A 23,430-nucleotide genomic window follows, 5' to 3' on the forward strand; every position below is an offset into this window, starting at 1 on the left:
AGCGGGTGGGGGAGGGCTCGTCGCCGCGCTCCAGCGCCTCGCCGGTCTCGATCAGGCTGAAGGATTTCGAGGTGTCGACGCCCTGCGCTTCGAGCAGCGCGGTGGCGAGCGCCTCGCGCACGCCGCCCTTCAGGGTGAGGCGCCCGTCGCCGGCGCGCGACCACGGCGTCGTGCCGCTGCCCTTGGTGCCAAGGTCGAGCAGGCGCCCGTCGGCGAGGTCGTGCAGTTGCGCGTAGAGGAACCCGCGTCCGTCGCCGAGATCGGGGTTGTACGAGCGGAACTGGTGGCCGTGGTAGCGCAGTGCCAGCGGCGCGGGGAACGAGCCGGGCAGGGGCTCGAACCGGCCGAACCGGGCGATCCATTCGGCTTCCGACAGCCCGCCTAGGCCGACCCGCTCGGCCCAGGGCTGGTTGCGGTAGCGCAGGATCGTCTCGGGGAAGCGCGCCGCGGCGACCACGTCGAAGAAATCGGCACCGAGGTCGGCGTGGCGGCGCGAAGGGCGCGCAGCCGCGCCGTGCGTGGGAAGCTCTGTCAAGGAAACGGCCTTTCCAGGTCGTCTTGCCGGGTCGTCCTGCAAGGTCGTCTTGCAGGAGGCGGACCCTACCGATAAACGCGCCGGACCCGATCCGTTGCCACCCGGCCGCAACCGGGCGGTTTCCGAATCGATGAGGGCCCGCGCGGCGTTTTGCAGGGCGTTGACACCGCGAGCGACCTTTCCCTATATCGCCCGCACCCGAACCGGCCGCCTGCCCCGCAGACGGCCGCGGCGTGGGGCGGGGTAGCTCAGCTGGTTAGAGCAGAGGAATCATAATCCTCGTGTCGGGGGTTCGAGTCCCTCTCCCGCTACCAAAGATTTCCCAAGCTCATGATGCGGCAAGGAAATATGCAAAATCAAAGGCTTAGGGCTACCCGACTGGTACAAACGGGTGGTACAAATGCCCTTGATGATGGCTCGCCCTTCGAAGCATCCCACAACCGGCGTCTACCAATTTCGACGGGTTGTGCCGGAGGATCTTCGCGCGCTGGTTGGCAAGCGCGAAGAGAAGCGTAGCCTTAAGACGAAAGACCCCGAGGAGGCAAAGCGTCGCTTCGTTGAGGTGCTTCAGGAGATTGAAGCGAAGTGGGCAGCGTTGAGGGCCGGCCCGAAAGACCTGACTGAACGCGAAGCACACCAGCTTGCGGAGCCAGTTTACGAGGAATGGCTGCTGCTCCATCGCGATGGTCCGGGATTGCAGCTTCTATGGCACCCGAATCACTACCCCGGCCTTTGGACTTCCCCCGACTACGAAGCCGGAGCCGAACATCGCGATACCATTCCTATTACGGAGTTCTTTCTTCAGCTCAATGAGGCGCGTGTGTTTAGAACAGGCTGACAGCCTGATAGAAAAGCATGGACTAATTATCGATTCGTGGGGTCGCTTCAAACTAGCGAAAGCCGTCGGAGCGTGCCTGCAACGGGCCAGCCTTGTCCTGAAAGACGAGGCAGAGGGAAAATTCCTCCATGATATCGGCATGACGCCAGCACGCACCTCCGCTCGGCCGACTGCTAAGCTTAGGAGCCATCACTTCACGTTCGAAGAACTCCTAGAAGATTGGAATATTGAACGCCAGCCGCGCCTAAAAACATTATATGAAGCCACAAATTTAATTCATAAGCTCAAAATATTCCTCGGGCACAATGACGTCCGCCTTCTTACTGCGGACGAAATGATTTCCTGGAAAGACTACCTCCGGACTACTGGAATTTCGCCCAGGACGATACGCAGTGGTAAGATTGCCACTGTACGGTCGATGCTGGCGGTGGCAGTTCAAAATAGAAAGACACTATCAAACGTCGCCGAAGGAATAGCTGTTACGGTCAAACGTGAACCCGGCGACGGGAAGCGCGGATACTCCGATACGGAGGCCGCTATAGTTCTAATGGCCGGAAGCAAGGCAAAAGATCCTATACGTCGTTGGATTCCACTCCTGTGTGCATACTCAGGCGCGCGCCTTGGCGAAGCTTGCCAGCTTAGATTTGAAGATATCACCGACATTCGTGGCATCATGACTATGACCATTACGTCGGATGCAGGACCGCTTAAAAATCGAAAATCTGTACGCACGATACCCCTTCACCCTGCCGTGCTAGACGCAGGTTTTCTAACCTTCGTCAAAAAAGTCCGTTCAGGACCGCTCTTTTCTGAACTTCCAATTGATAGATTCGGAAAACGGAGCACGAATGAGACGAAGATAATTAGCCGTTGGGTGCGTAGGTTAGGTATTACAGATCCATGCATCCAAACAAGTCATGGCTGGAGGCATAGACTTCGAACGGCGGCGAGAGTTCACAAACTTGCGGTCGATGTCGTCGATGCAATCGTCGGCCACACTCGCAAGGGTATCGGAGACTGATACGGTGAGTTTCCACCTGAGGCGATGCTCGCCGAGCTATTAAAACTGCCATATATTACGAAAGAAAATGGGCTTTGACCCTAACTCTGATTCTTTATCTTCAAAACTCACAATTTTACAGGCCGCCTTCTATTGATTAATTTGACGCAGTCTAAGCTTGTCAAGAGTTCCGGCAGTATAAGCCGTGCCGGCGGCGTCGAAATCGTAGGTGCCATCGTGCCACGCCAACACGATCTCGTGCTACCGATGGCGCTGGCGGGTGCCCGAGCAAGAAGGGTCGCTGATGGCGGAAAATGACGATTATCTCCGAGCGCTCCTGGATCAGGCGGCCGCAGAGGACGCATTCATCGCCCGTCTGCGGCAAGCTGGGGAGGTTCAGCCGAGCGATGCCGCTGCCCCGGCTTCGTCAGCTCCCGCCGTGTCGCTGATGATCACGAATCAGCAGCGGGTGGGGCTGCGTGAGCGCGGCTTTACGGATGAGGCCGTTCGACTGATGACGCCCGCCGAGGCGCATGCGCGGCTTGGGCTCGGCAAGCCGAGCCTCTGAGAACGATCTCAACAGTCCATGCTTTTGAGAAAGGCTGTCCGCCCAACCGTTTGCCGCCCTGCCAGCTTGGCAAGCGCGGCAGCGATCTTAGCTTCCCCCACGCCGTCGGTATCACAAGGAGCGCCACGCCATCGTGACCTTTAATCGCGATGGCGCAGTTGGGTTACCGCCCGCGCGAACTCCCCGCAGTCCGATCTTGGGATCGCGAGTGCGTGGCAGCCTGATAAATCGGCTCAGGGACGGGATGGGGCTGCGCGGATGCCGATCAGCAGGATAGACCTCACGGGCGCGGGCTCGCCGGAGGCGCTCGTCAAACGCATCCTACAGGCCGAGCCGAACCTTCCGGTGCCGGTGCCGATCCAGGAGATGTGCGCGCGCCTCGGGATCCTGAGGATCGAGGACCTCGACACCGACGAGTTCGAGGGCGGCCTCGTTACCGACGCGAAGCGGTCCGAAGGCACCATCCTCGTCAAGCGCGGGGGCGAACCGCGTCGCCGCGTCACCATCGCGCACGAACTCGGCCACTTCCTGATGGCGCACCACGTTCCGGATCAGCCCGACCGGTTCCTGTGCAAGAGTTCTGATCTGCTGCGCCTGACGGCCAAGGCGGGCGACCAGCGGCAGCGCAGGGAGGTCGAGGCCAACCGCTTCGCCGCTCTCGTGCTGATGCCCCCGCACCTGCTGCGGGGGGCCATGGCGGCCTTTCGCGAGGCCAATCTGCAGCACGTTCTTGCGCTCGCGCGCGACTTCGCGGTCGGTAAGGAGGCGGCGGCTCGGGCCTACGTGCAGTACCACCCCGAGCGGATCGCCATCGTCGTCGCGGGCAACGACCGGGTGCAGCGGTGCTACCGCAGCCTCTCCTTCCCGGCCATTATCTGCGCGGTCGGCAGCCCGGTCCCGGTACACTCGCTCTATCACAGCGGTCCGCATCGGCCGAACATCACGAGCGACATCGCCGCGTGCAGCCCCGATCTCTGGATCGATGTGAAGCGCGACCTCCGCGTGCCGGCCCTCTACGAGCAGGTGTACCTACAGCAGAACGGCTTCGCGATGATCCTGCTGCGTCTGGACCCCCTCCCGGAGGAGAGCGCGGAAGAGCGCAGGCTGGAGGAGGGCTGGCGCCACCGCTTCCATTCAGGGCGACGGTAGGCGACACTCATGTAGGATCGGACGCTGAGCGCCGCTACGACTTCGGCTGAACCGATGTCAGCAGGATCAAATCGCGATCACTCGTACCGAGTCCTCGCAGGGTCGTAGCCGTGATTCAGGACGTTGATGAAGGCGACGACTGGCGCTCGGTGGCCACGCGTTCGCAGGATGCCGCGACCCTCGAAACGGCACGCCAGCGCGCGCGGGAGCCTGACCGGGGCCGCGATGCGCGCCGCCCCTCCGAGATTCCGCAGGCAGGATGGAAGGACATCCTGTGGCGCGCCGTGTGGGCTCTACCGAAGGATCGTGTGCTCACTACCGCCGGCGGCGTCGCCTTCTTCGCCCTACTCGCCGTGTTTCCAGGTCTCGTCGCCGTGGTCTCGATCTACGGGTTGTTTTCCGATCCCAACGTGATCAGCCAGCATGTCGGCCTCCTGACATATATCCTCCCTACCGCCGCGCTCGAACTGCTCTCCGAGCAGCTCGTGCGGATCGCTGCGCGCAGCACGGGCTCGCTGAGTCTTACCTCGACGATCAGTTTGCTGATTGCGCTGTGGAGCGCAAATTCCGGCGTCAGCGCCCTCTTCGATGCTCTCAACGTCATCTACCGGGAGCGGGAGGATCGGACCCTGATCCGGTTCTACGCCACGACCTTCCTATTCACCCTCGGCGGCGCTGCGTTTCTGCTCCTGACGATCAGTGTGGTGGTCGTCCTTCCGGCGATCATGGAGCGCTTCGGGTTCGGGGGATTGGCCGATACCATCCTGTCCGCGGCCCGGTGGCCAGTCATCCTGGTCGTGGTGAGCCTGAGCCTGACGCTGATCTATCGCTACGGCCCGAGCAGACGCCGAGCGAAATGGCGTTGGGTGACCTGGGGCAGCGCGCTGGCAGCGTTTCTCTGGGTCTGCGCATCCGGAGTGTTCTCCTGGTACGTGGCGAGCTTCGATAGCTACAACCGCATCTACGGGTCTCTGGGCGCTGGCATCGGCTTGATGTCGTGGATGTGGCTCTCGATCGTGGTCGTCCTGCTCGGCGCCGAGATCAATTCGGAGATGGAACGCCAGACCGCCCGCGACAGCACTGAGGGATGGCCAAAACCCCTTGGCGCCCGGGACGCCTTCGCTGCCGACAACGTCGGACCAGGCCGGGAATAGACCCCTCCCCCGCGCCATCGCCGCATGGATCCTTTGGCTGGAAATGACCCTTTGCAGAAGCGCAAAACGTCCGCTTGTAGGTCGATTAATGAGACAGGGATCTTCAACTGGAACGGATGGTTGTGCGGCTGCCGCGCAAACATCCAAGCAAGGGATCATTTACGAACTAAATTCACGAGCCTTAATGATTTGAGCGGCATAATCCTCCTTAACCGAGGATCATTTAGCATGTTCACGAGGCTTGCGGATCGCGTTTCACTGCACCGTCAGATCAGCCTGCTTGCCGGAACCATCGGTCTCGCCATCGTCGGGGTGACCACGATTGGGTCCGCTCTGCTGGCACGCGGGCAGGCAACCGAGATGGCGCATAACGCCCTTCTTCAGGTTGCCCGGTCGATGGCCGACCGGCTCGATCAGGACATGGCCGAGCGCCTGCGGGAAATCCGTAACGTCGGAGCGCTTGAGCCGCTGCAGCCCCACTGGATGGAGAAGACCGGCAGCCTGCGCAAAGTGCTCGAGACGATGCAGAGGACGCTGCCGGATTACGCCTGGATCGGGTTTGCCGATCGCGACGGCCAAGTGCGTGCCGCCACAGGTGGCGTTCTTGAAGGGGCGAGCGTCAGCCAGCGACCTTGGTTCAACAATGGCCTCCGGCAAGCCGCGGTCGAGGACGTGCATGCGGCGGCTCTGCTGGAATCCAAGCTTGCTCCCTACAGCGACGGTACGCCGTTCCGCTTCGTGGATGTGGCTGTCCCGGTCGGCGATGTCTCGGGCCAGATTGTCGGGGTCCTCGGCGCGCACCTCAGCTGGCGTTGGGCTGAAGTCTTACGACAGGAAGTCCTTTCATCTCGCAGGGCTGAGCTGAAGGAAGACGTCGTCGTCCTCGATCGCACTGGCCGGGTTCTGCTCGGGTCCGACCTCGGGGCCACTCCATACACGCCCGTGGAGGTCGCATCCGGCCATTTCATCGTCCACAGCGCTGAAGGTGATCGGCTCGCCGCGGCCGCAGCCACTCGAGGACGGGGCGATTACCCAGGCCTAGGTTGGATCGTAGTCGCGCTGCAGCCGGTCGACACCGCAATGGCGGGAGCCAATCATCTAACCGGCCTGATCCTCCTGCTTGGCCTCGCCACGGCCGTTCTCGGCGTCGTCGCAATCTGGTGGGTCGCGGCTCGGCTGACCCAGCCATTGGCGAAGCTGACGGACGCCGTCGATCGCATCGGCCGCGAACCGAATGCGACGATGACGCGCCATGTGCACGGCTCGCCCGAGGTTTTGCGCCTATCTGCCTCGGTCCGATCGCTGCTGAGGCGCGTCGGCACAGTGGAGGCGGAGGCGCGCCTCGTCGAAGCGCAGGCTTCCAGTGCGGTTCACACCGCGGAGGATCGCGTCAGGCGCCTCGGAGCCGATCTGCACGCGATGCAGGTTCTCGCCGACACCGACGCGCTGACAGGTCTACTCAACCGACGTGCGTTTCTGCCGTTGGCCAACGATGCGATGAGTTACTTCAAGCGCTACCGACGCTCAGTCTGCATCCTGATGATCGACATCGATCACTTCAAGCGCGTCAACGACCTATACGGCCACGCCGCGGGCGACGAGGTCATCCGCCATGTCGGACGCATCGTCAGCGACGCGATCAGGACGACTGACAAGGTGGCGCGATTCGGGGGCGAGGAGTTCATGGTCCTGCTCCGCGAGACTGATCTGAAAGGCGCAGCCATATTCGCAGACCGGATCCGCCAGACGGTGGCAAACACCGTGTTCGAGCCTGACGGTCAGTGCCTCAGAGCGACCATCAGCATCGGTGTGGCGGAGGCTGAACTCACCGACGGCGACGTCGATCACACGATCGAACGGGCAGATCACGCCCTCTATGCGGCCAAGTCGGGCGGCCGCAACTGCGTGCGATCATTCGAGACGACAGTATCGCCAGACATTCGAGCGGCCGCGTAGTATAGATACAAAAAGCGACAATTTCGGTGAAGCTGGAACAATGCAAAAAGGTTTCGTCATGCAAGAGCCGTTCGCTTGTTGATCCTGCGCTGCGGGGAGCGCCGCGTGGCTCGGCTTTGTCGGTAGCGAGCGCCAAGGGCAGGATCGTAGCGGCGTTGTTCATCCGAACGGTCGTCGCAGAATTCGTAACCGTGGCGCGTAAAATTGGATCCATTTAAGGACCAAAATACGTTTAAATGGTCGGTTATATTTCTTTAGAGGAATCAATTAAACAGGTCGAAGGGCCAGAGGTCGGGGGCAGATCTCTTTAATGAATTTGTGAAAACTTAGCGTCAGGCAACGATGCTGAGCCGGTGAGGTTTCTGGCATGACATCCGTAGGAACGTTCCGGGTCTGCGAGCCAGGCAGGATTCCGTTTCGGGAAGCTATCGCCGAGGCCGTTGCACTGCCATCCGTGCTCGCCACGATGCTGCGCAGCTTGATCGAGGCGTGGCCCGACGACGTATACGCGAAGCCTCTCGTCACGACGCGCTTCCTGGGCAGGCGCACGACCTATGTCTGCGATCCGCGCCACATCCACAGCTTGCTGGTCGACCATGCCGGCTCCCTGGAGCGCGAGCCCTTCATGCTCCGCGCCCTCGGTCCCGCACTCGGGTCGGGAATCCTCACAGCCGACGAACCGCATTGGCGCGGACAGCGCCGTACATCGGCCCCGATGTTCCGGCCTGACCGCGTGCGCAGCTTCGTGCCGGTCATAGCCCAAGCCGCACAGGCCACGCGCAAGCGCTGGATGCGGGAAGGATCTGCCCTCCCGGAACGCGACATCCTTCCAGAGATGATGCGGACGACTTTCGACGTCATCGTGGCCACGATGGTGTCAGGGGACAGCCAACTGGAGGTCGAACCTTTCGGGCGGGCGATCGAGACCTACCTTGGCCAGACCAGTTGGAAGATCGCACTCGGGATGCTGAACGCCCCCGACTGGACTCCGCATCCAGGCGCGCGAGCGGGCGCTGCAGCTGCTCGCTACATGCGCAGCGAGGTGGCCCGAACGGTCGAACGGCGTCGGGAACGTGGGGAGCCGGGGGCCGACCTACTCGGCCTGCTCCTGCATGCGCAGGACCCCGAGACCGGCGAAGGCTTGTCAGATGAGAGCCTCATCGACAATCTGCTAACGTTCGTCGCCGCTGGCCATGAGACTACCGCGCTCGCACTCACCTGGACGTTGCGGATGTTGGCGGAGCATCCGGAGATCGAGCGGCGCGTGCTCGAGGAGATCTCCGGCCTCGACGAAGACCTTGTTGCCGCTCCGGATGCTGCCGACCGACTCGCCTACACGCGGCAGGTCGTACTCGAGGTGCTACGTCTGTACCCACCAGCGCCGCTGATCGTCCGCCGGGCGACGGCGGACATCCGCCTGGGCGACAAGGTCGTCCAAGCCGGCGAGTCGATCCATGTCCCGATTTACGCGGTTCACCGCCATGAGCTGCTCTGGGACAGGCCGCAGGTGTTCGATCCCGACCGCTTCGCCCCGGCGGCGGCGGCCTCGCGCGATCGATACGCGTTCCTACCCTTCGGGGCCGGACCGCGCGTCTGCATCGGCATGGGCCTCGCGTTGACGGAATGCCTCGTCATCCTCGCGACCCTTCTCCCGGCCTTTCGCTTCGTCCCTGCGATGGCCGAGATGCCGTCCTCCCAGTTTCGCGTGACGCTCCGCCCGAAGGGCGGCATGCCCATGAGGATTGTTCCGCGTCATGCCCTTTGAAAATCTTCGCGAACGACGCGCCAAGGTCGGGGCGGCCGGGGATCCTGCCGGAGCAGCCACTTCACTCTTCGATGGCGTATGGCGTATGGATACGGTCGAGTGCCTGCCGGCCCGATATCGTCTGCAGGTGCGCGCCGGCCTTCTCGACGAGACCTTAAAGCTCGCGAATTATTCGGCCGTGACGCATCTGGTCGTCGCAGGCGCCGTCACATGGTTTTTCTGGAGCGCGGCGCCGAAAGCCTATCTTCTCGGCCTGCTCGCGGTGATCGCGGTCACCATCGCAGCGACGATTCATACGAACCGTCTCTACCGGCGTGCCTACGCGGAGGCGGTCTCGGAGGAGGGCGTCTCGCGCGGCTACAGGGTTGCCGGCCTCCTCGCGCTCGTCCTCGGATTGGCCTGGGCGACGATGCCCGTGGTGCTGTTCGCCCCTGCCGACAGCAACGAGCGGTTGCTGGTCGTCGCCATCGCGGCCGGCTTGATCTCGGATGTCTATGTCATCGGCCCGCTCTTGTCGGTCACCTTCCTCTTCGCGACCCCCCTGATTTTCGGCAGCTTTTTCGGCCTGGGGCGCTCCGGGGAGCCGATCGCCCTAAGCGTTTCCGTTCTGCTCCTGGTCTACGCGACCTTCGTCGCGCTCAGCGTGACCCGCATGAGCCGACTGTCCCGCCAGCGCATCCTCGATCGCGTCCGGGTGCAGGAACAGGGTGAAACCATCGGCCTCCTCCTCAATGAGTTCGAGGAGAACACGAGCGACTGGCTTTGGGAGACGAACGAGCTCGGGACGTTCCAGCACGTCTCGCCGCGTGTCGCCGAAGCGCTCGGCTGTACGGTCGAAGCACTCCAGAAATCCTCGCTCGAAGTGGTTCTTCGACAGGGCAAGGAAGCGCGCTGCGACTCCGATCAGACCGGCGAACTCCTCGACCACCTCCGAAAGACCACGCCCTTCCACGACCACCTTGCAGAGATCAGGACGCCCGCCGGTTCCCGCTGGCTCAATTTGTGCGGCAAGCCTTTCCATGATCGAAGCGGCAGCTTCGCCGGCTTCCGGGGTGTCGGCTCCGATGTGACCGAAAGACGGGCAGCGGAGGCCCATATCGCCTACCTCGCCACGCGCGACGCCCTCACGGGACTGTCCAACCGGGCAGTGTTTCAAAAGGTCACAACGGAATCCTGCGCCGCCGCGGTCTTGGACCCGCAGGCCATGCCGGTCAGCCTCCTCTATCTGGACCTCGACGGGTTCAAGTCCGTCAACGACCGAGCCGGTCACGGCACCGGCGACCTGCTCCTGCAACAGGTCGCCGAACGCTTGCGCACCACGGTCGGAGCGGAGGCGCAGGTGTTCCGGCTCGGCGGCGACGAATTCGCGATCGTGCAGCGGGGGCGGACCCCGACTGAGGCGGAAGCTCTGGCCGAAACGGTGGTCGCGACCCTGTGCGCGCCCTACACCCTGGACGGCATGCGGGCCGAGATCGGGGTCAGCGTCGGCATCGCGCACGCGCCGCAGGATGCGACCGACACCGAGGATCTGCTGCGCAAGGCCGATCTCGCGCTTTACAGCGCGAAGGAGGCCGGGAAAGGCCGCTGGCTGCGGTTCGATATGGATCTCGAGCAGCGCGTCCACCGCTGGCGGGAACTCGACGTCGCCATGCGTGCCGGGCTCGTCGACGGCGAGATCGACCTGCATTATCAACCGCTTGTGAACTTGCAGGATGGTGAGGTCGTCGGTTGCGAGGCGCTGCTGCGGTGGACGCGGGCCGACCACGGCGTCGTCTCGCCTGCCGAGATGATCCCGATCGCCGAGAGCACAGGTTTCGTCATCGCGATTGGGCAATGGGCGCTGCGCAAGGCCTGTGCTGAAGCGCTGAACTGGCCGGGGCATATGCGGGTTGCTGTCAACATCTCGTCGTCGCATTTCCGCTTGCCCGACTTCGCGAAGGAGGTTCAGGCCATCCTTGGCGAGACCGGCTTGCAGCCGCAACGCCTCGAGATCGAGATCACCGAATCCATCTTCCTGGCCAACACCACCCACGTCCTCGACAATCTTCGGACGTTACGGGCCCTCGGTGTACGGATCGCGCTCGACGATTTCGGAACCGGTTACTCGTCGCTCAGCTACTTAACTCAGTTTCCGGTCGACAAGATCAAGATCGACCGCGCGTTCGTGCGCGACCTGAACAATCGACCCGAATGCCTGGCCGTGATCAAAGCGGTAATGGTCATCGCGCGCGACCTAAGCATCGACGTCACCGTTGAGGGGGTCGAGACAGAGCAGCAGGCGGATCTTCTGCGCGAACGACGCTGCAACTCCGCTCAGGGCTTCCTGTACAGCCCTGCGCGCCCATCGCAGGAGGTGCATGGTCTCATCGAAAGCATACCAATCAGCATCAAGAATTCGCGACGGCCGAGCTGTCATGCGGCTTAACATGTCTAAGATGAAAGGATGCAGGAACGATCATTCACTGTGTTTTCGGCTAACGTCGAGTCCCTTATTGTTTCCAAAGAGCAGATCGATGAAAATACACGCGTTCCGGGCGTGAACGTTTTTACATCCAACATCATGCAAGCGGGCGTTTGCGGCTTCTGCAAAGGGTCGACACCGGACGATCGGCCCGTCAGAATTGAATGTCCGCTACCGGGCGTCGAGGCAACTTCCGCTCATGGCGCATAATTGAAGTCAGCCTAGTTGAGTGACATCGGGGTATACCCCTGCGTGACGTAACCGGCCGAGCGCTCTGCCTCGTCACGTCAGTGTCGTTTCGACTTCATGTGACGCTTGGCGCGTCGGGCCTAAGGGCTGATGTGACGGTGGCTGCGGCTGTGGCAACTGCCATGAGGCCAACCGTCGGGCTGTTTAGGGGCCGTAAGACCACCCGGCATAAATCACCGTCACCGTTTGCAGGTCGGCGTCAGCATATTCCTCGAACGCATCGACCAGGGCGCACCCCAGCTCGAGCCGGATCTGGCGCATCCGTAGCGACGAGGCGAGGGTCAGTGGTGGGAAGCCGCTGGCAACACCGCCTTCCAGCCGGTTGGCGAGGTCATGGGCGGCCTCGCGGTCAAGCGGTGGTGACTTCTTGAATGGCGACTGCTTCAGCAGCCAGTTCCAATCCGCGATGTTGAGCCAGTTTGTCTGGCCCGGCCGGTTCAGCACCCGGCGCATGCGCCACGCTCGAAGGCCGTCCTCGCATGTCGATTTATCTTCCGTCTCGAAATTGTGCAGGGTTGCCGTCTCCGGTGTGGCGGGCGGGACCGCATTCGACGGTTTCTCCCAAAGCTGAGGAACGGACGACGGTCGGATGTTCGACCGCGCTTCGATCCGATCCAAGACGCGCCGGGAAATAGCGAGTGTCACCATGGTGATTATCCTCGTCGCTGCCGGGATCGCCCCTAGCGCCCCCTCAGCGGCTTCTGGAGCGGCAAAGCCCGCGCGCCCGATGCGGCCGTGACCGTCACTTCGACCTCCTCCGCCCCGACCAGCACGTGCACCGTGCTGCCTTTACCGACTCGCGGGACCGCGATGCGGATGTTGACGTTCGGACCTGGGTTGGACGTGTTAAGGTTAGGGTCGCGCACGGGGGGCTGGCACGAGTGGGCTACCGGAACCTGCGCTACCTGCTTCCGCTTCGCCGGCACCGGAATGTGCCCGGTCGCCGCCTTCCTGGAAGCCGCCGGACGGGGCCGACGCACCGACGAGGACGCCGTTGTCGTGGCGTAGCGGCCGAACGGCATCAAAAAATCCCCGCGGCCTTCGAACCGCGGGGGCCTGTCCAGAAACATTGCGGGAGCAATGCGAGGTGCAATCTCTACGCGTTCAGGCTCACCGAAATATCCGCATTCACCGTGCTTTCGTCGGCGGTGGCTTTCAGCGGCACCAGATTGTGGTCCCGGATCATTGAGGCCCCGATGCTATCGCATAGCCCCTCGAAGTAGCTCCTCAGCGTCACGTCGCCGAGCCGCTGCGGGGCAAGGTGCTTCTGGACGGCCGCAATCGACATGACGCGATGGTGGGCCTCGTGAAGATGGCCTCGGGTCTCGTCCGAGGTGGCACGCGTGGCACTCATCATCAGCACGCTGGCGATGATCTGGAGGCTGTTGGCGACCTGAGGTCGGCCTCGAGAAGAACGAGCGGGGCATTCGACGAAGCGATCAATGCCAGCGCCAAGCCATCGCTGGCGCCGCGATGAGGGATGGCTTGAAAGGGCATGGCGCGCTCCAGGGAGGCGCCGGAGACGGGCGCGGCCGACAGCGTCTCAAGAGGCACGCAGGGTGAGGCACGCTCAGACGGTCGGCGAACCTTCGAACTGCAACAATCCTAGCATGATTTCGGCCTCTCGCCAGAAGATAATCGAATGTCTAATTTGCGCCACTTCGCCTGAAACCAATTCGATTTTCAAATGTTTACGGTGAAGATGATAAGAGAATTATTTCTGTGAATTTGGTCAATACATGAACATCATCAGCGGGATGGGCAAAGAAATTGAGAATTGATCGAGTGCCGTCATCACCCTACCTGGCCCCGTTGTGCAAAACCCGGACGCTGCAACCCCGCATCGCTCACTCGCCGCCGCGACATGCCGAGGTTACCGATGCCCGGCGAGCCCACGAGCACCAGAAGCTCCTCATCAACGAACTGAACCACCGCGTGAAGAACACCCTGGCGACGGTCCAGGCGTTCATCATCCAGACGCTTCGTACCGCCGCTTCCTTGCCCGAGGCGCGGGAGGCCATCACCGCCCGCCTGATCGCGTTGGCCGAGGCGCATGGCGTGCTGACCGCCGCGTGTTGGGAAGGCGCGGACCTCGCCCAGATCGTCGCCGATGGCCTGCGGATCCACGCAGGTGATGGGCATCGATGTACCTGGCGAGGCCATCCCGTCAGGGTCATCCCCCTCGAAGCCGCCTGAGCCGTCCGATTTGGTCCGTCCGGTCTATCAACTGCGAACCAAGGTGATGCACATGAATTCCCAACGCCCCACCGCGACATCGGCGCGTGTGTCTTCCGGGATCGAGGGACTCAACGAGATCCTCGGCGGCGGCCTCGACGCCAACCGCGTCTACCTTGTCGAAGGGCAGCCCGGCAGCGGCAAGACCACGCTGGCCCTGCAGTTCCTGCTCGAAGGCGCGCGGCTGGGCGAGAAGACGCTCCATATCTGCCTTTCGGAAAGCGGTCCGGAGCTACAGTTGATCGCCGAACGCCACGGCTGGTCGCTGGACGGCATCGAACTGTTCGATCTGTCCTCCTCCGAGGCAAGCCTGGACCCCGACGAAGAGCTGACGGTGTTCCAGCCTTCGGCGGTCGAACTCAGCGAGACTACGACCGGGATCATGGACCGGATCAAGGCATTCAAGCCGACTCGCGTCGTCTTCGACAGCCTGTCGGAAATGCGGATCTTCGCCCAAAGCCCGTTGCGGTATCGACGCCAGATCATGGCGCTGAAGCACTTCTTCTCCACTCAAAGCTGCACCGTGCTGCTACTGGACGACCTCTCTTCGCAGGGCGGCGACGTGCCTCTGCATAGCCTCGCGCACGGCGTCATGCTGCTGGAGCAGAACCCGGTCGATTTCGGTGCGGAACGCCGCCGCCTGCGCGTGATCAAGATGCGAGGCATCCAGTTCAAGGGCGGCTACCACGACTTCACCATCCAGCGTGGCGGTCTTGCGATCTATCCGCGCTTGGTCGCGGCGGAGCATCACAAGCGCTTCCTCGGCGAGTTCACGCAGAGCGGCAACGGCGAGATGGACGCGCTGCTCGGCGGCGGCCTGGAACGCGGTACGAACGCCCTGTTCATCGGCCCCGCCGGCGTGGGCAAGTCGACGCTGGCACTGACCTTCGCGGTCGCGGCGGCGAGACGCGGCGACCACGCCGTGATCTTCGCCTTCGACGAGGGCCGCGGCACCATCGACGCTAGGGCGAAGGCCATCGGACTGCCCATCGATGACCTCCTGGCCACGGGAAAGCTGCGCATCGAGCAGATCGACCCGGCCGAGATGGCGCCCGGCGAGTTCGCCCATCTCGTGCGGTCGAGCGTCGAGCGCGACAAGGCCTGCATCGTCGTGATCGACAGCCTCAACGGCTACCTCAACGCCATGCCGGACGAGCGCTTCCTCATCCTGCAGATGCACGAGCTCCTGAGTTACCTGAGCCAGATGGGCGTGGTCGCGATCCTGCTTCTGGCCCAGCACGGTCTGGTCGGACCGATGGAGACGCCCGTCGATATCAGCTACCTCAGCGACGCGGTCCTGATGCTCCGCTACTTCGAGGCCGAGGGCCGTGTCCGGCGGGCGCTGTCCGTGCTGAAGAAGCGCAGCGGCGCGCACGAGGACACGATCCGCGAGTACCAGCTGACCTCCGGGGGGATCAAACTCGGACCGCCACTCACCGAGTTCCGCGGCATCTTCACGGGATCGCCGACCTATACGGGCACCATCAAGCCCCTGATGCCGAAGCCAAGCCATGACTGAATCCGATTCAAACGGGGAGCGGGTCCTCGTCTTGGCTCCGACCGGTCGCGACTGCGCGGCAACCGTCGATGTTCTGCGGCGGGGAGGGTATGCGGCATGCGCCTGTGCCGACGTGGTCGCGCTCCTTGCCTCGTTCGACGAGGGGGTCGGAATCGTGATCGTCGCGGAGGAAGGCTTGCTCACCCAGGCCGTGGAGACGCTGGTGGCCTGGGTCGAACGGCAGTCGCCTTGGTCCGACCTGCCGTTCCTGATGCTGACGAGCGACCGCGAGGCGCCCTCAATCTGGAGGAAGCGGGAGTACCTGATCGGCCAATTGCGCAACGTGGCGCTGATCGAGCGGCCCGTGCAGGCCCTCACCTTGTTGAGCGCAGTCGGCTCAGCCCTGAGGGCGCGCCGGCGGCAGTACCAGGTGCGAGCCCACCTCCTCGAACGGCAGCAGGCGGAGGACGACCTTGAGCGCAGGGTCGCCGAGCGCACGGCCGAACTTAATGTCTCGGAAGAAACCCTGCGGCAGTCCCAGAAGATGGAGGCGGTCGGCCAGCTCACAGGGGGCATCGCGCACGACTTCAACAACCTGCTCGCCGGCATCTCCGGATCGCTGGAGCTGCTGCAGACGCGCATGGCCCAGGGCCGCCTTACGGATCTCGACCGTTACATCAACACCGCCCAGGGTTGCTCCAAGCGCGCCGCGGCCCTGACCCATCGCCTCCTTGCCTTTTCACGGCGTCAGACGCTCGACCCGAAGCCCACGAACGTGAACGGCCTGATCGCCGGCATGGAGGAACTGATACGGCGCACGGTGGGACCTGGGATCGCGGTCGAGGTCGTGGGTGCCGGAGGATTGTGGGCGGTGCTGGTCGATCCAAACCAGCTGGAGAACGCCCTCCTGAACCTTGCCATCAATGCCCGCGATGCGATGCCGGCTGGCGGGCGCATCACCATCGAGACCGGCAACAGGTGGCTGGATGACCGCATCGCTCGCGAACGCGACGCGACACCAGGTCAGTACATATCCCTCAGCGTCACCGATACCGGCACCGGCATGTCGCCAGAGGTGATCGCACGGGCCTTCGACCCGTTCTTCACCACGAAGCCCGTCGGCGAGGGCACAGGCCTTGGTCTGTCGATGATCTACGGCTTCGTCCGTCAGTCCGGGGGGCAGGTACGTATCTACTCCGAGCTCGGCCAAGGCACGACGCTGTGCCTGTACCTGCCGCGCCATTACGGAGTGGCGGAGGAAGCCGATGTCCTCGCCGACCTGAGCAAGGCTCCGCGCGCCGAACAGGGGCAGACGGTCTTGGTCGTGGACGACGAGCCCAGCGTGCGCATGCTCGTGACCGAAGTGCTGGAGGACCTTGGCTACACCGCCATCGAAGCGGTGGACGGGTCCGGGGCGCTGAAAGTGCTGCAATCGAATGTGCGGCTCGACCTTCTGGTCACCGATGTGGGATTGCCCGGAGGCATGAACGGCCGCCAGGTGGCGGATGCAGGCCGGGCAGTGCGGCCTGGCCTGAGGGTCCTGTTCATCACCGGCTACGCTGAGAACGCGGCGCTTGGAAACGGGTATCTCGATCCCGGCATGCAGGTCGTGACAAAGCCTTTCGCGATGGAGACGCTTGCCCGTCGCATCAAGGATCTCATCATCTCCCGGTAGACCGTCGCCGAAGCGCGAGAGACAGTGCGATCCAGGCAGGCCCGCCCTTCCAATCTGCCACACCCATTGATCGGACACCTCACCATGGCTCAGCGCCGCGATTTCGTGCGTCCCGGCACCCTCTTAGGATTGGGCGCCGCGGCCCTCGGCCTCACGGCCCTCGCGGTGAGCGCCAGGGCTCGGCAGGCGGAGCGCGACAACCCGCCGACCGGCCGGCTCATCGAGGTCGAGGGCGTCCAGGTCCACTACGCCGAGGTCGGAGAGGGTGAGCCCCTGGTGCTCCTGCATGGCAACGGCAGCATGCTCCAGGACTTCATGTCGAGCGGCTTTGTCAAGGCGGCCGCCAAGCGTTACCGTGTCATCGCCTTTGACCGGCCGGGCTACGGCTACAGCGAACGGCCACGCAGCACGATCTGGACGCCCGCTGCGCAGGCGGAGCTTCTTCGTTCGGCGCTGCATCGGATCGGGGTTTCACGCGCCCTGGTGCTTGGCCACTCCTGGGGCGCTTCCGTCGCCATCGCTATGGCACTCGAACACCCGGAGATGGTGCGAGGCCTGATCCTGGAGAGCGGATACTACTACGGGTCAGTCCGGGTCGACGTCGTTATGATGTCTGGTCCCGCCGTGCCGCTCGTCGGAGACATCCTGCGCTACACTGTCTCGCCGCCGGTCGCGCGTCTCCTCTGGCCAGCAATGATCCGCAAGCTGTTCAGTCCTGCCCCGGTGGCGGCGACATTTGGAGGCGTACCCTCGGAGATGGCGATCCGGCCCGCGCAACTGCGGGCCAGCGCGGCCGAGTCCGCTATGATGATCCCGGACGCCCTGGCCGTGCAGAGCCGCTACCGCGAGCTCTCGATGCCGGTCGCTATCATAGCGGGGACCGGGGACAAGATGGTGGACCTCGATGGTCAGGCCGTGCGCCTCCATCGCGCGCTGCCGAGTAGCAGCCTGCACGTCGTGGAGGACTGCGGTCACATGGTGCATCACACCGCTCCCCGCGAGGTGATGGCTGCCGTGGACACGGTCGCCCAGGCGGCTTAAGCGGCGGATCGAGCGCAGACGCTAGCCGCCACGTGAGCGGCCAAGAGCTTCCCGAGTGTCTCGCTCGGCTCCAGATCCCCCCTTTTGGCAGCGCCCGCTGCCTTCTGATGCGCCCGCACGTTCGTGCCGTCGAGGAACACCATACCGAGTTGGACGCCCCGCTCTTGAACGAGGCTGAGTAGCCGCTCTCAGACGCCGGCACGCGACCAGCGGATGAAGATCTGGGCGGCCCGCCACCACGGACCCAGTTCCTCAGGAATAGCACGCCACTTGGCCCCGTTCTGGTGCCGCCAGAGGATGGCCGAGAATGTGCGCCTGAGATCTTGTGGTGGCGTCTTGGCCTTGGGCCGGCACGTCTCGACCAGGGGCTCCAGTTCAGACCATTGCGCGTCGCTCAGCATCGTCCCTACCTCGCTCAGGAGAGGCAAAACGCAAGCCCAGCCAATCCGTTCAGACGACGACAGGCCCTAACTCACCACGCGACGGACAGGCACGTCGAAGGGCCGTCCAAAGTCTTTAAGCCATATCAAGCTGATGAAGAGCTTCGAATCTCAGCGCCCCATCGTTTCCCTCGACGGCGGTACACGACGGTGGTACAAATACCTCGACAGGGTTGGTCATAAGTGTCTGATTTTGCAGTGCTAGGGGCGGTAAGGTGCGTTTCCCTCTCCCGCTACCAAGGAAGCCCCACTGCGCGTGGCTTCCGACGCTGACAGGCCGGCCCGCTGGTCCTGATCGGCCGAGCACCGTGCCAGGAAAGGCTGGACGCGCGGCGCCTGCGCCCAACTCCGGGCCGGATCGCGGCCGCGCCTGCCCCTGACGTCCTCGCCGCCCGAGCGTGCCGCTCGCGCGTCGTAGATCGACTTGGGCGCACTGGCCGCGCGCTCCGGCCAGCGCCAGGGGCGGTCGAGCCTGGCAGGAGCGGGTCGCGCGGCGTTCACGCGGCGTCGGTTGGGCTGCTTGCGTATGGCAGGCTCCCGCGCGAAAGTTCGGCGCGGGCGGCGGGTGCCCGCATCGGCGATCCGGGGTGGGCGTCGGACATGCGCCCGACGCTGGAGACCTCCGCCGCTCACCCCACCATCAAGCCCCGTCATGAAACGGGGTCCCAGGTCCCGCGAGCGGTCGAACCATGGTCCATACCGGCTACGATCCGGCGCTCGTCGCCTTGTCCGTCGCCATCGCGGTGCTCGCCTCGTACACGGCGCTCGATCTCGGCGGACGCGTTCGGGGTGCCGCCGCAGGGCTGCGTTGGGCCTGGGTCGCGGCGGCCTCGATCGCGATGGGCGGCGGCATCTGGTCGATGCACTTCATCGGCATGCTCGCCTTCGAGATGGATATGCCGGCCGCCTACGATCCCGGCATCACGCTCCTGTCCCTGCTCATCGCGGTCGGCGCCACCGGCGCGGCCCTCGCCTGGGTCAGCCGAACGGGCGCAGGCGAGGGCGACGTCCTCGTCAGCGGCCCGTTGATGGGCGTCGGCATCGCAGGGATGCACTACACCGGCATGGCCGCGATGCAGGTGCCCGGCAGCCTCGCCCACAGCCCGCCCCTCGTCGCGCTGTCCGTCGCGCTCGCCGTCACCGCGGCGACCGCCGCGCTGTGGCTTACGGTTCGCCGGCACGGCGTGTGGCAGAAGCTCGCGGCCGCCGGCGTGATGGGCCTGGCGGTCGCCGGCATGCACTACACCGGCATGGCGGCGGCGACGTTCACGGCCGAGGATGCCGGCGCCCATGCCGCCCATCATGCCGCACAGGCCGTCGCCGCCGGCGCGGGCCGACAGAACCTCGCCCTGTCCGTCGCCGGCGCGACGTTCCTGATCCTGTTCCTCGCCATGCTGGCCGCCTCCATCGATCAGCAGCGGGTCCAGCGGGACCTGCAGGCCAGCGAAGGGCGCTTCCGCGCTGCGGTGCAGGCCGTGCGCGGCGTGCTCTGGACCAACGACGCCGAGGGCCGGATGGTCGGCGAGCAACCCGGATGGGCACATCTCACCGGCCAGACCCGCGTGGAATACGAGGGCGTCGGCTGGGCGGCCGCCGTGCATCCGGACGACGTGCGGCCGACGATGGAGGCCTGGAACGCGACCGTCGCCTCGCGGCGTCCCTTCGTCCACGAGCACCGGGTCCGCGCGCGGGACGGAAGCTGGCGCCACTACGCGATCCACGCCGTACCGGTGCTCGATGCCCGCGGCGCGATCGGCGAATGGGTCGGCGTCCACACCGACATCACCAGGCAGCGGGAGGCGGAGGCGGAACTGCGTGAATCGAACGACGAGCTTCAGCGTTACGCCTACATCGTCAGCCACGACCTGCGCGCGCCGCTGGTCAACGTCATGGGTTTCACCAGCGAGTTGGAGGAGATGCGAACGGATATCCGCCAGGCGATGGGGGATCACCCGCAGGCGGCCCGGGTCGATGCGGATCTGGGCGAGGCGCTCGGCTTCATCAAGGCCGCCGTCACCCGCATGGAAGGGCTGATCGCAGCCATCCTGAAACTCTCGCGCGAGGGACGGCGCAGCTTCAACCCGGAGCGCCTCGACATGACGGCGCTGGTGCAGGGCCTGGCCGACGCGCAACGGCACCAGATCGACGCGGCCGGCGCGACCGTGAGCGTGGCGCCCGACCTGCCGCGGATCGTGGCGGATCGGATCGCGATCGAGCAGGTGATCGGCAACCTCATCGACAACGCCGTGAAGTATCTCGATCCCGCGCGGCCAGGTCGGATCGCGATCACGGCCCATCCTGCCGGCGGCAACCGGGTGCGGTTCGCCGTGACGGACAACGGCCGCGGGATCGCCGAACGCGACCATGCCCGCGTGTTCGAGCTGTTCCGCCGTTCGGGGGTTCAGGACCGGCCCGGCGAGGGCATCGGCCTCGCGCACGTGAAGGCCCTCGTCCGCTCGCTCGGCGGCCGGATCGATGTCACGTCGGAACTGGGCAAGGGCACCACCTTCGACGTGACGCTGCCCCGCGCGGCGGCTACAGGTCGTGGCGAGCCCGGCGACCCGATGGGACTGGCCGCGGAATGACTTCGGAGCGCGCCTTGAACGCCGTCAGCATCGTGATGATCGAGGACGACGAGGGCCACGCCCGGCTGATCGAGCGCAACATCCGCCGTGCCGGCGTCAACAACGCGATCATTCCGTTCCGCGATGGCACCTCGGCACTGTCCTACCTGCTCGGGCCGGACGGATCGGGCGAGGCGAGCGCGCGGCGCCACCTCCTGATCCTGCTCGACCTGAACCTTCCGGACATGACCGGCCTCGAGATCCTGGAGAAGCTGAAGGCCAACCTGCATACCAAACGGTCGCCCGTGGTGGTTCTCACGACCACCGACGACCATCGCGAGATCCAACGCTGCTACGATCTCGGCGCCAACGTCTACCTCACCAAGCCCGTCAACTACGAGGGCTTCTCGAACGCGATCCGGCAACTCGGGCTTTTCCTCGCGGTGATCCAGGTGCCCGAGAATTCATGATCCACGGCTCCACCGAAGCGGCGGCCGGTTCCGCGACCCTCGCCCGCGTCCTCTACATCGACGACGATCCGGGACTCGCACGCCTCGTCCGGCGTGCGCTCGGCGCGCGCGGCTACGCGGTCGAGCACGCGGCGAGCGGCGATGCGGGGCTGGCGCGGCTCCTGTCGGGCGGCATCGACGTCGTCGCGCTCGACCATCACATGCCGGAGCAGACCGGGCTCGACGTCCTCCCGGCGATCCGGGCGTTGCCCGATGCACCGCCGGTGATCTACGTCACCGGCTCGGAGGACAGCCGCGTCGCCGTCGCCGCGCTGAAGGCCGGCGCGGTCGATTACGTCTGGAAGGACGTTCGGGGGCAGTTCCGCGAATTGCTCGGCGAGGCGATCGACACGGCCCTGCGGCAGGAGGCGCTGCGCCGGGACAAGGAGCGCGCCGAAGCCGAGGTCCGCGAGGCGCGCGACCGCGCCGTCATGCTCCTGCGCGAGGTCAACCACCGGGTCGCGAACTCGCTGGCCCTGGTCGCGGCCCTGACCCACATGCAGACGCATGCGGTGTCCGATCCGGCAGCGAAGGCCGCGCTGGAGGAGATGCAGGCGCGGATCTCGGCCATCGCCGGCATCCATCGCCGCCTCTACACCTCCGACGACGTCGAGGCCGTCGAGCTCGACGCCTACCTCGCCAGCTTGGTCGAGGAATTGCAGGTCTCCATGAAGGCGGCCGGCCGCGACCACGTCATACGGCTGCGCGCCGATCCCGTGCGGCTGGCGACCGACAAGGCGGTCTCGGTCGGCGTGGTCGTCACCGAGCTGGTGACCAACGCCTACAAGTACGCCTACCCCCACGGCGCCGTCGGGGAGATCCGGGTCGAGCTTCGTCGGCAGTCCGCGGACGCGCTGGAACTTGCCGTCGAGGACGACGGGATCGGCTGGACGGGCGAGGGACGGCCACGCGGCACGGGACTCGGGTCGCGCATCACCCGGGCGATGGCGACGAACCTGCGCTCGGCGCTGTGCTATGCCTCCGACCGCGTCGGCACACGCGCCGTGCTGCAGTTCCAGGTCTGATACGGTTTCCGGCTGAAGGTTTCCGTCGCGCGCCGTTTTCCCGGACGCCTGGAGCGTGAGCGGAAGCTGATCCGGGACCTAAGCAGGCATTCGTGGGTCGCCCCACGAATGCCTGCTTCGATCTCTTTGGTGCCGCATCATTTTTTTCGCGCGAACCGGCGGCCACTTCGCGCAATGATGCTTAGCAAAACAAAGGGCCGTGCAGCGGCTCGATCCGACCGGCGCCAAGGTTCGACCGCAAAGGGTTTCGACGCTTCGCGACGTCGTGTGCCCGGTCCCGGATCGGGTTCCGCTGTCGCGCCACCCGTCCGGGAAAACGGACCTGTCGTCGGCCGAAGCATTCAACCGGAAACCGTATGAGACGCCTTGTCTGCGCCGGCGATGCCGAGCGCGGCCGGAGGCGGATCGCGAAAGATGCGCGATCCGCCGCGATCACGCGGCGCGATGCATAGCCGCGTGCACGTCGGCGGCGTAGCTGGGGGATGCTTCCACCTCGACACCGGACGTTCCCATGCCCCGCTGGATGTTCGCCGTCTTCGCCTTCGCCCTGCTTCTGGCCGTCCTCGGCATCGTGGCCACGGTCCTGAAGACCGGGCCGGCCGACGATCGCACCCCGCAGGCCGCCCCGGCCACCGGTTCACGCTGATAGCCGGCGCCCGCGATGCCGACGCGGGGACGACGATCGACCGCATGCGCGCCCGGCCTCCGGCCGAGGAAGAGCGGCGGCCTCCGACCGGTTTCCAGCGCCGCCGACCGAAGCCGAAGCTC

At 64.7% G+C, this 23,430-nt stretch carries 19 protein-coding genes, 1 tRNA gene and 1 pseudogene; 17 read left to right on the top strand and 4 right to left on the bottom strand.

The genetic code is table 11. The annotated features are described in order from the left end of the window. A partial coding sequence (locus tag ACFE86_RS05840; RefSeq protein ID WP_375454384.1) for a protein adenylyltransferase SelO family protein occupies positions 1-535 on the bottom strand: 535 nt, incomplete at its 3' end. Positions 536-772: 237 nt separating this feature from the next. Between ACFE86_RS05840 and ACFE86_RS05845 the strand changes: the two genes are divergently transcribed. The 9 genes from ACFE86_RS05845 (at position 773) to ACFE86_RS05885 (ending at position 11,390) form a co-directional block, all read left to right on the top strand. Continuing rightward, a tRNA-Met gene (locus ACFE86_RS05845) sits at positions 773-849 on the top strand. Positions 850-935: 86 nt separating this feature from the next. Then, positions 936-1,373, top strand: a complete 438-nt coding sequence (locus ACFE86_RS05850; protein WP_375454385.1) for a DUF6538 domain-containing protein — start codon at positions 936-938, stop codon at positions 1,371-1,373. After that, positions 1,354-2,394 carry a tyrosine-type recombinase/integrase gene (locus ACFE86_RS05855; RefSeq protein ID WP_375454386.1) on the top strand — a complete coding sequence of 347 codons (1,041 nt, stop codon included), beginning with the start codon at positions 1,354-1,356 and terminating at the stop codon, positions 2,392-2,394. The genes ACFE86_RS05850 and ACFE86_RS05855 overlap by 20 nt, the downstream gene beginning before the upstream one ends. 283 nt (positions 2,395-2,677) lie before the next feature. After that, on the top strand, positions 2,678-2,941 hold the full coding sequence (locus tag ACFE86_RS05860; RefSeq protein WP_375454387.1) for a hypothetical protein: 264 nt from the start codon (positions 2,678-2,680) through the stop codon (positions 2,939-2,941). Between the two features lie 345 nt (positions 2,942-3,286). Continuing rightward, positions 3,287-4,090, top strand: a complete 804-nt coding sequence (locus tag ACFE86_RS05865) for an ImmA/IrrE family metallo-endopeptidase (RefSeq protein WP_375454388.1) — start codon at positions 3,287-3,289, stop codon at positions 4,088-4,090. A 110-nt stretch (positions 4,091-4,200) separates the two neighbouring features. After that, entirely contained in the window at positions 4,201-5,244 is a 1,044-nt protein-coding gene (locus ACFE86_RS05870; protein WP_375454389.1) for a YihY/virulence factor BrkB family protein, read from the top strand. Between the two features lie 228 nt (positions 5,245-5,472). Next, positions 5,473-7,200 carry a diguanylate cyclase gene (locus tag ACFE86_RS05875; protein ID WP_375454390.1) on the top strand — a complete coding sequence of 576 codons (1,728 nt, stop codon included), beginning with the start codon at positions 5,473-5,475 and terminating at the stop codon, positions 7,198-7,200. Positions 7,201-7,567: 367 nt separating this feature from the next. Further along, positions 7,568-8,965: a cytochrome P450 gene (locus ACFE86_RS05880; protein ID WP_375454391.1), complete on the top strand. Its 1,398-nt coding sequence runs from the start codon at positions 7,568-7,570 to the stop codon at positions 8,963-8,965. Continuing rightward, entirely contained in the window at positions 8,955-11,390 is a 2,436-nt protein-coding gene (locus ACFE86_RS05885) for a putative bifunctional diguanylate cyclase/phosphodiesterase (RefSeq protein WP_375454392.1), read from the top strand. Before ACFE86_RS05880 ends, ACFE86_RS05885 begins: the two co-directional genes overlap by 11 nt. A gap of 429 nt (positions 11,391-11,819) precedes the next feature. Here the strand turns inward: ACFE86_RS05885 and ACFE86_RS05890 are convergent, their stop codons facing one another. Both ACFE86_RS05890 and ACFE86_RS05895 read right to left on the bottom strand, forming a co-directional pair. Continuing rightward, entirely contained in the window at positions 11,820-12,323 is a 504-nt protein-coding gene (locus ACFE86_RS05890; RefSeq protein WP_375454393.1) for a hypothetical protein, read from the bottom strand. A gap of 448 nt (positions 12,324-12,771) precedes the next feature. Then, complete coding sequence (locus ACFE86_RS05895) at positions 12,772-13,119, bottom strand: histidine kinase dimerization/phosphoacceptor domain -containing protein (protein WP_375454413.1); 348 nt, start codon at positions 13,117-13,119, stop codon at positions 12,772-12,774. Between the two features lie 341 nt (positions 13,120-13,460). Between ACFE86_RS05895 and ACFE86_RS05900 the strand changes: the two genes are divergently transcribed. The 4 genes from ACFE86_RS05900 to ACFE86_RS05915 all read left to right on the top strand — a co-directional run bounded on the left by ACFE86_RS05900 (position 13,461) and on the right by ACFE86_RS05915 (position 18,124). Continuing rightward, positions 13,461-13,871, top strand: a complete 411-nt coding sequence (locus ACFE86_RS05900) for an HWE histidine kinase domain-containing protein (protein ID WP_375454394.1) — start codon at positions 13,461-13,463, stop codon at positions 13,869-13,871. A gap of 52 nt (positions 13,872-13,923) precedes the next feature. After that, complete coding sequence (locus ACFE86_RS05905; protein WP_375454395.1) at positions 13,924-15,429, top strand: ATPase domain-containing protein; 1,506 nt, start codon at positions 13,924-13,926, stop codon at positions 15,427-15,429. Then, on the top strand, positions 15,422-17,083 hold the full coding sequence (locus tag ACFE86_RS05910) for an ATP-binding protein (RefSeq protein ID WP_375454396.1): 1,662 nt from the start codon (positions 15,422-15,424) through the stop codon (positions 17,081-17,083). The genes ACFE86_RS05905 and ACFE86_RS05910 overlap by 8 nt, the downstream gene beginning before the upstream one ends. An 84-nt stretch (positions 17,084-17,167) precedes the next feature. Continuing rightward, positions 17,168-18,124: an alpha/beta fold hydrolase gene (locus ACFE86_RS05915; RefSeq protein WP_375454397.1), complete on the top strand. Its 957-nt coding sequence runs from the start codon at positions 17,168-17,170 to the stop codon at positions 18,122-18,124. A gap of 24 nt (positions 18,125-18,148) precedes the next feature. Here ACFE86_RS05915 and ACFE86_RS05920 read toward each other — a convergent pair. Then, a pseudogene (locus ACFE86_RS05920) lies at positions 18,149-18,525 on the bottom strand (IS5 family transposase); the annotation flags it as partial. A gap of 728 nt (positions 18,526-19,253) precedes the next feature. Here ACFE86_RS05920 and ACFE86_RS05925 point away from each other — a divergent pair. The 4 genes from ACFE86_RS05925 to ACFE86_RS05940 all read left to right on the top strand — a co-directional run bounded on the left by ACFE86_RS05925 (position 19,254) and on the right by ACFE86_RS05940 (position 23,308). Continuing rightward, entirely contained in the window at positions 19,254-21,149 is a 1,896-nt protein-coding gene (locus ACFE86_RS05925) for an MHYT domain-containing protein (RefSeq protein WP_375454398.1), read from the top strand. A gap of 35 nt (positions 21,150-21,184) precedes the next feature. After that, complete coding sequence (locus tag ACFE86_RS05930) at positions 21,185-21,598, top strand: response regulator (protein WP_375454414.1); 414 nt, start codon at positions 21,185-21,187, stop codon at positions 21,596-21,598. After that, positions 21,595-22,662 carry a sensor histidine kinase gene (locus tag ACFE86_RS05935; protein ID WP_375454399.1) on the top strand — a complete coding sequence of 356 codons (1,068 nt, stop codon included), beginning with the start codon at positions 21,595-21,597 and terminating at the stop codon, positions 22,660-22,662. Before ACFE86_RS05930 ends, ACFE86_RS05935 begins: the two co-directional genes overlap by 4 nt. A gap of 511 nt (positions 22,663-23,173) precedes the next feature. Continuing rightward, a complete protein-coding gene (locus ACFE86_RS05940) occupies positions 23,174-23,308 on the top strand; it encodes a hypothetical protein (protein WP_375454400.1) in 135 nt (44 codons plus the stop codon). The last annotated feature ends 122 nt before the right edge of the window (positions 23,309-23,430 follow it).

It is taken from the genome of uncultured Methylobacterium sp. (genome assembly GCF_964244095.1).
In the GTDB taxonomy this organism is placed as follows: domain Bacteria; phylum Pseudomonadota; class Alphaproteobacteria; order Rhizobiales; family Beijerinckiaceae; genus Methylobacterium.

Bases quoted from the DNA above. Each gene is read 5' to 3' on its own strand.
- ACFE86_RS05860 (WP_375454387.1), top strand. From the start codon at position 2,678: ATGGCGGAAAATGACGATTATCTCCGAGCGCTCCTGGATCAGGCGGCC.
- ACFE86_RS05880 (WP_375454391.1), top strand. From the start codon at position 7,568: ATGACATCCGTAGGAACGTTCCGGGTCTGCGAGCCAGGCAGGATTCCG.
- ACFE86_RS05905 (WP_375454395.1), top strand. From the start codon at position 13,924: ATGAATTCCCAACGCCCCACCGCGACATCGGCGCGTGTGTCTTCCGGG.
- ACFE86_RS05850 (WP_375454385.1), top strand. From the start codon at position 936: ATGCCCTTGATGATGGCTCGCCCTTCGAAGCATCCCACAACCGGCGTC.
- ACFE86_RS05940 (WP_375454400.1), top strand. From the start codon at position 23,174: ATGCCCCGCTGGATGTTCGCCGTCTTCGCCTTCGCCCTGCTTCTGGCC.
- ACFE86_RS05930 (WP_375454414.1), top strand. From the start codon at position 21,185: ATGATCGAGGACGACGAGGGCCACGCCCGGCTGATCGAGCGCAACATC.
- ACFE86_RS05875 (WP_375454390.1), top strand. From the start codon at position 5,473: ATGTTCACGAGGCTTGCGGATCGCGTTTCACTGCACCGTCAGATCAGC.
- ACFE86_RS05890 (WP_375454393.1), bottom strand. From the start codon at position 12,323: ATGGTGACACTCGCTATTTCCCGGCGCGTCTTGGATCGGATCGAAGCG.
- ACFE86_RS05885 (WP_375454392.1), top strand. From the start codon at position 8,955: ATGCCCTTTGAAAATCTTCGCGAACGACGCGCCAAGGTCGGGGCGGCC.
- ACFE86_RS05915 (WP_375454397.1), top strand. From the start codon at position 17,168: ATGGCTCAGCGCCGCGATTTCGTGCGTCCCGGCACCCTCTTAGGATTG.
- ACFE86_RS05925 (WP_375454398.1), top strand. From the start codon at position 19,254: ATGGTCCATACCGGCTACGATCCGGCGCTCGTCGCCTTGTCCGTCGCC.
- ACFE86_RS05910 (WP_375454396.1), top strand. From the start codon at position 15,422: ATGACTGAATCCGATTCAAACGGGGAGCGGGTCCTCGTCTTGGCTCCG.
- ACFE86_RS05935 (WP_375454399.1), top strand. From the start codon at position 21,595: ATGATCCACGGCTCCACCGAAGCGGCGGCCGGTTCCGCGACCCTCGCC.